Below are 9,537 nucleotides of genomic sequence, written 5' to 3'. Positions count from 1 at the left end.
GCCCATCCTCGAGGATCATCATGCTGAGCGCGCCATGGGGCGAGTGCTTTTCCGAGCCCAGCACCTGCGTGACATAATTCAAATGCCAGCGGAATTCGCCGAACGTGCCGCAGATCAGACTGTCGGCCTCTTCGCGATGCACCATGACCGCGCCGATCGCGGTGGTGTTGGTGCGCATGATCGCGCGGGCCAGATCCGGCGTCACGCCGCGCCGCGCCATGATCCGGTGATAGGTTTCCCAATAGTCGCGGTAGCGCGGGTCGTTTTCCGGGTTCACCAAGGTGAAATCCCGCTCGGGTCTGATCTCAAGGCCCAACCTTTCGCAGCGCGACGCGATCACGTCGGGTCGACCGATCAGGATCGGGGTCTCCGTGGTCTCTTCCAGAATCGCCTGTGCTGCTCGCAGCACCCGTTCATCCTCGCCTTCGGCAAAGACGATTCTGCGCGATCCTGTAGCCGCCGCTTCAAACACCGGACGCATGAGCATCGCGGATTTGTAGACGCTGGCATCCAGCTTGGCTTTATATGCCTTCAGATCCTCGACCGGGCGCAGCGCAACTCCGGATTCCATCGCGGCCTGAGCGACTGCGGTCGACACCACGCCGGAGAGCCGTGGATCAAAAGGTTTCGGGATCAGGTAATCCGCACCAAAAGTCAGTTGCTCGCCGCGATAGGCCGCTGCCGCCTCGGCGCTTGTGGTCGCGCGGGCCAGCTTGGCGATCCCTTCGACACAGGCGATCTGCATCGCGTCGTTGATCTCGGTCGCGCCCACGTCCAGCGCCCCCCGGAAGATGAACGGGAAGCAGAGCACGTTATTGACCTGGTTGGGAAAATCGCTGCGCCCGGTCGCCATGATGGCACCCGGTGCAACCTCGCGCACCTCGTCGGGCAGGATCTCAGGCGTTGGATTGGCCAGGGCAAAGATGATCGGGCGCTCCGCCATGCGGGCCACCATTTCAGGCTTCAGAACTTTCGGTCCGCTCAGCCCGAGGAACAAATCCGCCCCGTCGACCACGTCATCCAGCGTACGCAGGTCGCTCTTCTGAGCAAACGCCGCTTTTTGAGGGTTCATATCCTCGGCCCGGCCTTCATAGACCAATCCATGAATATCGCATAGCCAGATGTTCTCGCGCTTCACCCCCAGTTTCACCAGCATGTTGAGGCAGGCAATGCCCGCAGCCCCACCGCCGGTAGAGACGATCTTGATGTCCTCGAACGCTTTGCCCGCCACGTGCAGTGCGTTTGTGGCAGCCGCGCCCACCACAATCGCCGTTCCGTGCTGGTCGTCGTGGAAAACGGGGATATTCATCCGCTCGCGGCACAGTTTTTCGACGATGAAACAGTCCGGTGCCTTGATGTCCTCAAGGTTGATTGCACCAAAGGTTGGTTCCAGCGCACAGACGATGTCGGCCAGTTTTTCCGGATCGCTCTCGTTCACCTCTATGTCGAAACAGTCGATGTTTGCGAATTTCTTGAACAGAACCGCCTTGCCTTCCATCACCGGCTTGGACGCCAAAGCGCCGATATTGCCCAGACCAAGCACCGCCGTGCCGTTCGACACAACCGCCACAAGATTACCCCGCGCGGTGTAACGCGCAGCATTGGTCGGGTCGGCCTTGATCTCAACACAGGCTTCGGCCACGCCGGGGCTGTAGGCGCGGGCCAGATCACGGCCATTCGCCAATGGCTTGGTGGCGCGGATTTCAAGCTTACCGGGCTTGGGATGTTCGTGATAAAAAAGGGCCGCCTGACGCAGCGTTTCGTTGGTGTTGTCCGACATGAATCCCGTCCCGCTCAGATTTGGTTTAGGGTTAAACCTTTTGCGAGCGGAGGGAAAGAGCGCCAGTTACCCCTGCGGCAAGAAACTCATTTCAAGTACTCTTCAAGATGCGCGATGCGCCGCTCTGCCTGTCTCCGGGTCAGGCTGCCATCAAAGGGTTCATCTGCTGCGCTGGCCAATTCACGCAGCTTGATCGCTTGCCGTTCAGTCATTTCCTCTTCGGGGTCGGGGCCAAGTCCGACTGCCGGATCAAGGCTCACACTGTTCTGAATGGGCATGGTCACCTCTTGTGTCGAAAAGAAAACGCAAACGCTGCGTTTCCGGTTCCCACGAGCCCTTGCAATCAGGCGCGTGGCCCCGCAATCATGTGGGTCTGAAATCGGGAGCGGGGTCACGATGGAACTGAAAGAGGCGGCGCGGGCAGTTCGGGAAAACGCATACGCGCCCTATTCGAATTTCAAGGTTGGTGCAGCGCTCCTGGCCGATGATGGCCGCGTCTATGTCGGCTGCAATGTCGAGAACGTGGCTTATCCCGAAGGCACCTGTGCCGAGGCCGGAGCCATTGCCGCGATGATCGCCTCGGGGGCGCACAGGATCGTTGAGGCGTATGTGATCGCTGACAGCCCAGACCCCGTGCCTCCATGTGGCGGGTGCCGCCAAAAACTGTCCGAATTTGCAGCACGCGATGTGGCAGTGACGCTGGCCACCACCGATGGTTCCGAATTCAAGACCACCGTCGGAAACCTGCTGCCGGGCGCGTTCGACGCAGGGCACATGGACCGCACCTGATGGATGCACGGGCCATCATCGCCACCCTGCGCAAAGGAGGGACGCCTGACGCCGCTGCGCTGGCTTGGTTCGCGGAAGGGCTGGCAGATGGATCAGTCAGCGATGCGCAGGCTGGGGCATTTGCCATGGGCGTGTGCCTAAACGGATTGGGGGACACCGGCCGTGCAGCCCTGACCGCTGCCATGCGCGACAGTGGTAAGGTGTTGCGGTGGGATCTCGACGCACCCGTGCTCGACAAACACTCGACCGGCGGGGTGGGCGATTGCGTCAGCCTGATCCTGGCACCTGCGCTGGCAGCTTGCGGGGTCTACGTCCCGATGATTTCAGGTCGGGGCCTTGGTCATACGGGCGGCACACTCGACAAGCTGGAATCAATCCCTGGATTTCGAACCACCCTGACCGAGGACCAGTTCCGCCAGGTCGTGTCCAAAGTCGGCTGCGCCATTGTCAGCGCCAGCGCAGACATCGCCCCTGCGGACAAGCGGCTTTATGCGATCCGCGATGTGACCGCGACGGTGGAAAGCCTTGATCTGATCACCGCCTCGATCCTGTCCAAGAAACTCGCCGCAGGTCTCGAAGGCTTGGTGCTCGACGTGAAATGCGGCTCTGGCGCGTTCATGAAATCGCAGGATGACGCCCGCGCCCTGGCCCGTGCCTTGGTCGATACGGCCAACGCCACCGGCTGCCCGACCTCTGCGCTTATCACCGACATGTCGCAACCCTTGGCCCCCAGCCTTGGCAACGCGCTCGAAGTTATCGACGTGATGCGCGTTCTGACCGGGGCGGCGTCTGGCCGCTTGCTGGACCTGACCGTCGCTTTGGGTGGCGCTCTGCTTGAACAATCCGGGATCGGCGATGGCACCAAAAAGATCGCTCAAGCCATCGCCAGTGGCGCCGCCGCCGAGAAATTTGCAGCCATGGTCTACGCGATGGGTGGCCCGGTGCATTTCGTCGAGGACTGGGTCCGTTTCCTGCCAGAAGCGCCCGTGATCCGTGAAGTCACTGCCACCACATCCGGCACCGTCACCACCATCGACGGCGAAGCCTTGGGCCTGACCGTTGTTGCGCTGGGCGGGGGACGCCAAGTGGAAACGGATGTGGTCAATCCCTCTGTTGGGCTCAGCGATGTGGTCTCTATCGGGGACCGGGTGACGAAAGGTCAACCGCTTGTCCGCATCCACGCCGCACGGGAAAGCCAGGCGGATGAGGCCGAACTGGCCGTTCGCGCCGCAATTACCTTGGGTGACGGTACGGCCTCACCGCCCAAGTTGGTGCTGGAGCACATCACATGAGCCGTGCGTTCCTTGTGGTGATGGATTCCGTCGGAATCGGCGGTGCGCCGGACGCCGACCAGTTCTTCAACGGCACTGTCCCTGACACCGGGGCAAACACGCTTCTCCACATCGCCCAAGCCTGCGCGGCGGGACAGGCCGAAGAGGGGCGCACCGGCCCGCTGCACCTGCCGACGCTCGACGCTCTGGGTCTTGGCCGCGCTGTCGAACTGGCCAGCGGAGAGGCCGCTCCGAACCTCACCGCAAGACCCACAGGGCGCTGGGGCGCTGCAACTGAGCTGTCCAAGGGCAAGGATACCCCCTCGGGTCACTGGGAACTCGCGGGCCTGCCTGTGCCGTGGGACTGGACCTATCTGCCCGACACCGTGCCCTCCTTTCCAGACGACATCACCCAACGCATCTGCGACCTCGCAGGCACGGACGGCATCCTCGGCAATTGCCACAGCAACGGCGTCCGGGTGATCGAAACCTTCGGCGCGGAACATTTGCGCACCGGAAAACCCATCTGTTACACCTCTGCCGACAGCGTGGTTCAGATCGCCGCGCATGAAGAGGCGTTTGGCCTCGACCGACTGTTGAAGCTCTGCCAAGACCTCGCGCCGATGTGCCACGGCCGTCGTATCGGTCGCGTGATCGCACGGCCCTTTGTCGGGCAAGAGGGCAGCTTTGAACGCACCACCAACCGGCGAGACTATGCGATCGCACCGCCCGAACCCGTGCTCACAAACTGGGTGCAGGACGCCGGGCAAGCGGTCATCGGCATTGGCAAAATCGGCGACATCTTCTCGATGGCGGGCATCGACACGGTACACAAAGGGTCGGATGCTCGGTTGATGGCGCATCTCGCGCATCAGATCGACACCGCCCCCGAAGGCGCACTGATCTTTGCAAACTTCGTCGAATTCGACAGCAAATATGGCCACCGCCGCGATGTGTCCGGCTATGCCCGCGCGCTCGAATGGTTTGATGCCAAGTTGGCCAAACTGCTGCCAAAGCTGAAACCCGATGACCTGTTGCTCATCACGGCGGATCATGGCAACGACCCCACGTGGACTGGCACGGACCACACCCGCGAACGGGTACCTGTGCTGATCGCCGGGACAGGCGAGGGCGAGATTGGGCATGTCGGGTTCGTCGACGTGGCGGCCAGCATCGCCAAACATCTGGGCGTGGCGTCAAAAGGATCGGGGCGGAGTTTCCTGTGATGGATGAAGAAGAACGCGAGCGTCTGAGCCGTCCGATGGACGAAGAACAGCTAGATCGCATCATGCGCCTGCCCAAGGTCGAACTGCACCTGCACCACGAAGGCGCGGGCCCACCTGCGTTCATCAAAGGGTTGGCGAAAGAAAAATCCGTCAATCTCGATGGCGTGTTCAAACCCGATGGCAGTTACGCCTTCCGGGATTTCGTCCATTTCCTCAGCGTGTATGAAGCCGCTACAAGCGTGCTCAAATCGCCCGAGGATTACGGCCGTCTGACCAAAGCCGTGCTTGAAGAAAGTGCCGCAAACGACGTGGTCTATTCCGAAACCTTCCTGTCACCGGATTTCTGTGGCGGTAGCGACGTGGGCGCATGGCGCGAATACCTGCACGCGATCAAGGACGCCGCCGACGAGGCCGAACGCGACCACGGGATCATTCTGCGCGGCATCGTCACCTGCATCCGCCATTTCGGCCCGGAAAAGGCCAAGGCTTCGGCGCTGTGTGCGGCAGAAACAGCAGGCGACTGGATTGTCGGCTTCGGCATCGCCGGTGATGAAATGAAGGGTAAACCCAAGGACTTCGCCTACAGCTTTGACATGGCACGCGAAGCCGGGTTGCGCCTGACGGCCCATGCCGGGGAATGGGGCGGCGCGCAATCGGTGCGCGACGCGGTGGACGATCTCAAGGTCGAACGCATCGGCCACGGTGTCCACGCGATCAACGATCTCGCGCTTGTGGACAAGCTTGTGGAGAACGAGATTACCCTCGAAGTTTGCCCGGGTTCCAACGTGACCCTCGAAGTTTGCCCGGGTTCCAACGTGACCCTCGAAGTTTACCCGAGCCTTGCTGCACACCCGATTGAAAAACTGCGCAAACGTGGGGTGAAGGTCACGGTCTCTACCGACGATCCGCCGTTCTTTCACACCACGATGCGTGACGAATATGTCAATCTTGCCCGCACCTTCCGCTGGGACGAAGATGTATTTTCAGAACTGAACGACACCGCCGCCCGCGCGGCCTTCTGCGACGAGGACACGCGCACCCGTGTCCTGAAACGACTGGAGCGCACATGACCCAACATTTGACCATCGTTGACCACCCGCTTGTTCAGCACAAACTGAGCCTGATGCGCGAGAAGGACACTTCGACAAAATCGTTCCGCCAATTGCTGCGCGAAATCAGCCACTTGTTGGCCTACGAGGTGACGCGCAACCTGCCGCTGACCACCAAGAAAATTGAAACCCCGCTCTGCGAAATGGACGCGCCGGTGATCGACGGAAAGAAGCTTGCGCTGATCTCGATCCTGCGGGCGGGCAACGGGTTGCTCGACGGTATCCTCGAACTGATCCCCGCCGCGCGGGTCGGCTTTGTCGGCCTCTACCGTGACGAGGAAACGCTCAAACCGGTGCAGTATTACTTCAAGGTCCCCGCGCAACTCGAAGACCGGATTACGATTGTCGTCGATCCCATGCTCGCCACCGGCAACAGCTCTGCCGCCGCCATCGACCTCGTCAAGAATGCGGGGGCCAAGAACATCATCTTCCTCTGCCTGCTCGCCGCCCCCGAAGGTGTGGCCCGCATGAAAGAGGCGCACCCGGACGTTCCCATCGTCACCGCCGCGCTGGATTCGCACCTCAACGAACTGGGCTACATCGTGCCGGGACTGGGCGATGCGGGCGACCGGATGTTCGGGACGAAATAGCCCTTTACACCCAATCACCTGACGGGCAGTCTTCCTGCACATCTGTGGGGACAGACAAATGATTGTGTACCGTATCAAAGCTGCGGCCGCCCTGGCCGCGCTTCTCGTTTCAACGATTTCCGTATCGGCTCAGGGCTTGCAGGTCACGCCACCTGCCGAAGTGCCTCCTGCCAGCTATGACGCCCGGCTATATGTCGACAGCAGGGGCTGCGTCTATGTCCGCGCAGGCGTCGATGGCGCGGTCAACTGGGTGCCCCGCGTCGGGCGGGACCGGCAACCGATCTGCGGTCAGACCCCGAGCCTCGTCCGTTCTGCGCCTGCGCCGGTTGTCGTGGCTGAAGCACAGCCGGTCATCATCACCCCGCAGCGCATCATCACGCCGCAACGGGCCGTGCCGATGGTTTCTAACCGGACTGTCCAAGCGCAGAAATACAGCCAGCCGCAGCCCCGCGTTTACGAAGAACGCATCGTGCCCAAACATGTCTACGATGCGCAGGGCAACACGTTGCCCAAAGTGCCCAAGGGTTACAAACCCGCGTGGGAAGATGACCGCCTCAACCCACACCGCGCGCACATGACCCGGCAGGGCTATCGCGCGACACAAGAGATCTGGAGTAACACCGTACCACGGCAGCTGTTGACCAAGGATCAGAAGATCAAGGAACCGGTCATTGTCGGGCGCGGCAAGGGACTTGGCCACTGATCACTCGCCGCAGATCCCCTGCAGGCGCAACCAATCCGCATCGCTAAGGACGGGGCGCGTCTCTTTGCCTGACATCGGATCGGCCTCGATCAATTGGAGGGTCGTTTCGCCGGTGATATCAACGGCATAGGCATAGGGTGTCGTCCGCAGGTTCGCCATTTCGAAACCTGCGATGATCACATCGTTCGACAGTTTGGCGGGCGTTCGCGCCAAGAGGTATTCGCTGTATCGGTCGAGATCCGCATCCGCCATCTCGCCAGTGGTGAGCAGACGCAGGCTCGACCAGAGACCCGTTTCGATCAGCATTTCCTCCAGCGGATCCTGCGTGAGCGCGCGCAGCCGTTCGGTCAGGACATAGCCCGCCGTCACATCCGGTTCTTCCGGGTCTTCGATCAGAGCCCGGTTCAGCAGAATACGTCCGCCCGGGAGATGTGCCGTCTCAGTGACGCCACCGGGCAGCACAACCAAGGCACCGCGCTGCGCCGGTCCCAACACGCGCGAGGCCAGCCGTCGCAACGGTTCGCGGGCATCCCGCGTCATGCAGGCCTGACCGGAAATCCGCATGATCCGTGCCAATAGGGCATCCCCGATCTCGACCCGCTTGACCGCAGGCACCACTTGCACGGTGTGTCGCAGCAGCGCATCGGGCAGCCAGAACAGGATTGCCCCAATCACCGAAGCCGCGATCAGCCCCGTCATCCAGAACCGCAGCTTGCCCGGTTTCGGGCGCGTCCTGTCGATGGCGGTTCGGATCCGCTCGATCGCTTCGATCATCTGCGCGCCGTCCTCGCCGAATTCGAGCGTTTCGCCCGGATCGCCGTCAGGATGATAAATCGCGGGCATCTGCCCCTTGTTTGCACGCGCCACCGCCGCAACCGACCAATGCGCCAGCACGTTTTCCCGCAGATCAAGGATCGTCAGAGAGGCATCGCCCAAGGACACGATCACGTCCTTGCGCTGGTCGGTGGGCGTTGCACGCCAGACACCTTCGGCCTCCAGCCGTTGAAATTCCTTCAGCGCGGTCATGCGGGCTGCTCTGCCTCGTTGATTATGGGGTAGGGTACACCCGTGTGGCCTTTCGCGCAATGCGGCAGGGGCTTTCCCCGCGCTTGCACGAGGTATGCCATCTTGGACAGTGGTTGGTTGCAATGCCTTGGCCGGCCATCGCCGCGGATGCAGGCTTGGGCAGAGTTATTGCTTTCGGGAAAACTTGCACGGTTTTAAGGTGCGGACAGACGAGATTGGTTCCGTCGATCCAGCTTGACCGGAGGTTCTGCCATGAAGCCACTCACATTCGCCGCGTGCCTTGTGCTCTGGAGCGCGGGATCTGCCATCGCGGACCCGGCCACCGAATGCGGTGGCAGCAGCCAGGTCGAGATCGGCAATTGCGTGGCCGACACGCTTGCGCCGGTGGACGCAACCATCGAGATTTATCTGGGGTTTGCAAAGTCTTCCGCGGAATAGCTGGACGGGATCACTGGTCGTGTGGTCACGGTGCCCGCGCTCGACGCCGCACAGGCCGCGTGGTCAGCCTATCGCGATGCACAATGCGAATATGTCGGTGCAACCTTTGGCGGCGGCTCGGGTACGGGGATCGCGATCAATGCCTGCAAGGTGGAACTGGGCCGCGCGCGGGCGGCCGAGCTGATGCGCTATATCCAGTAAGCGAAAACCGCTGGCTCAAAGCGCCTTGGCCCGCTCCCGCAACTGGAACTTCTGGATCTTGCCGGTCGACGTTTTCGGCAACTCCTGGAACACCACCTTCTTGGGTGTCTTGAACCCGGCCAGTTTGGTGCGCGCAAAGGCGATCAGTTCTTCCTCGGTGGCGCTGTGGTTGCCTTTCAGCTCCACAAAGGCGCAAGGCACTTCGCCCCATTTCTCGTCCGGCTTGGCGACCACGGCACACAGTAGCACCGCATCATGCGCCATCAGGCAGCCTTCGACCTCGACGGATGAGATGTTCTCGCCGCCCGAGATGATGATGTCCTTCGCGCGATCCGCAATCTGGCAGTAATTGTCCGGGTGCATCACCGCGATGTCGCCGGAATGGAAATGCCCGCCTTCAAAGG

The 9,537-nt window shown here is 61.6% G+C and carries 11 protein-coding genes and 1 pseudogene; 8 read left to right on the top strand and 4 right to left on the bottom strand.

Going from position 1 to position 9,537, the window contains the following annotated elements; translation table 11 throughout:
* Window positions 1-1,780 (bottom strand): NADP-dependent malic enzyme (locus JJ869_RS19370; RefSeq protein ID WP_292269716.1); only part of this gene is annotated, 1,780 nt, incomplete at its 3' end.
* 86 nt (window positions 1,781-1,866) lie between these two features.
* Window positions 1,867-2,058 carry a DUF3072 domain-containing protein gene (locus JJ869_RS19365; RefSeq protein WP_292269713.1) on the bottom strand — a complete coding sequence of 64 codons (192 nt, stop codon included), beginning with the start codon at window positions 2,056-2,058 and terminating at the stop codon, window positions 1,867-1,869.
* A 118-nt stretch (window positions 2,059-2,176) separates the two neighbouring features.
* On the opposite strand from JJ869_RS19365, the gene JJ869_RS19360 reads away from it, so the two are divergent.
* The 6 genes from JJ869_RS19360 to JJ869_RS19335 all read left to right on the top strand — a co-directional run bounded on the left by JJ869_RS19360 (window position 2,177) and on the right by JJ869_RS19335 (window position 7,468).
* A complete protein-coding gene (locus JJ869_RS19360) occupies window positions 2,177-2,569 on the top strand; it encodes a cytidine deaminase (RefSeq protein WP_292269710.1) in 393 nt (130 codons plus the stop codon).
* A complete protein-coding gene (locus JJ869_RS19355) occupies window positions 2,569-3,861 on the top strand; it encodes a thymidine phosphorylase (RefSeq protein WP_292269708.1) in 1,293 nt (430 codons plus the stop codon). The genes JJ869_RS19360 and JJ869_RS19355 overlap by 1 nt, the downstream gene beginning before the upstream one ends.
* Window positions 3,858-5,066 (top strand): phosphopentomutase, encoded by a 1,209-nt coding sequence (locus JJ869_RS19350; protein ID WP_292269707.1) that lies wholly within the window; start codon window positions 3,858-3,860, stop codon window positions 5,064-5,066. The genes JJ869_RS19355 and JJ869_RS19350 overlap by 4 nt, the downstream gene beginning before the upstream one ends.
* A gap of 62 nt (window positions 5,067-5,128) precedes the next feature.
* Complete coding sequence (gene add, locus JJ869_RS19345) at window positions 5,129-6,136, top strand: adenosine deaminase (protein ID WP_292269719.1); 1,008 nt, start codon at window positions 5,129-5,131, stop codon at window positions 6,134-6,136.
* Window positions 6,133-6,765, top strand: a complete 633-nt coding sequence (upp, locus tag JJ869_RS19340; RefSeq protein ID WP_292269705.1) for a uracil phosphoribosyltransferase — start codon at window positions 6,133-6,135, stop codon at window positions 6,763-6,765. Before add ends, upp begins: the two co-directional genes overlap by 4 nt.
* Before the next feature lie 58 nt (window positions 6,766-6,823).
* The gene (locus tag JJ869_RS19335) at window positions 6,824-7,468 is read left to right on the top strand and encodes a hypothetical protein (RefSeq protein ID WP_292269703.1); all 645 of its coding nucleotides are present in this window, start codon (window positions 6,824-6,826) and stop codon (window positions 7,466-7,468) included.
* Here the strand turns inward: JJ869_RS19335 and JJ869_RS19330 are convergent, their stop codons facing one another.
* Window positions 7,469-8,494: a hypothetical protein gene (locus JJ869_RS19330; protein WP_292269701.1), complete on the bottom strand. Its 1,026-nt coding sequence runs from the start codon at window positions 8,492-8,494 to the stop codon at window positions 7,469-7,471.
* A 252-nt stretch (window positions 8,495-8,746) separates the two neighbouring features.
* Between JJ869_RS19330 and JJ869_RS23210 the strand changes: the two genes are divergently transcribed.
* Together JJ869_RS23210 and JJ869_RS23205 are read left to right on the top strand one after the other, a co-directional pair.
* A complete protein-coding gene (locus tag JJ869_RS23210; protein ID WP_366510482.1) occupies window positions 8,747-8,932 on the top strand; it encodes a hypothetical protein in 186 nt (61 codons plus the stop codon).
* Between the two features lie 30 nt (window positions 8,933-8,962).
* Window positions 8,963-9,133 carry a lysozyme inhibitor LprI family protein gene (locus tag JJ869_RS23205; protein ID WP_366510481.1) on the top strand — a complete coding sequence of 57 codons (171 nt, stop codon included), beginning with the start codon at window positions 8,963-8,965 and terminating at the stop codon, window positions 9,131-9,133.
* Window positions 9,134-9,148: 15 nt separating this feature from the next.
* On the opposite strand, the pseudogene JJ869_RS19320 reads toward JJ869_RS23205, so the two are convergent.
* A pseudogene (locus tag JJ869_RS19320) lies at window positions 9,149-9,537 on the bottom strand (acyl-CoA synthetase); the annotation flags it as partial.

The sequence above is a fragment of the Marivita sp. genome, from assembly GCF_017643905.1.
Lineage (GTDB): Bacteria > Pseudomonadota > Alphaproteobacteria > Rhodobacterales > Rhodobacteraceae > Marivita.
This window is presented reverse-complemented; position numbering and strand designations above follow the sequence as displayed.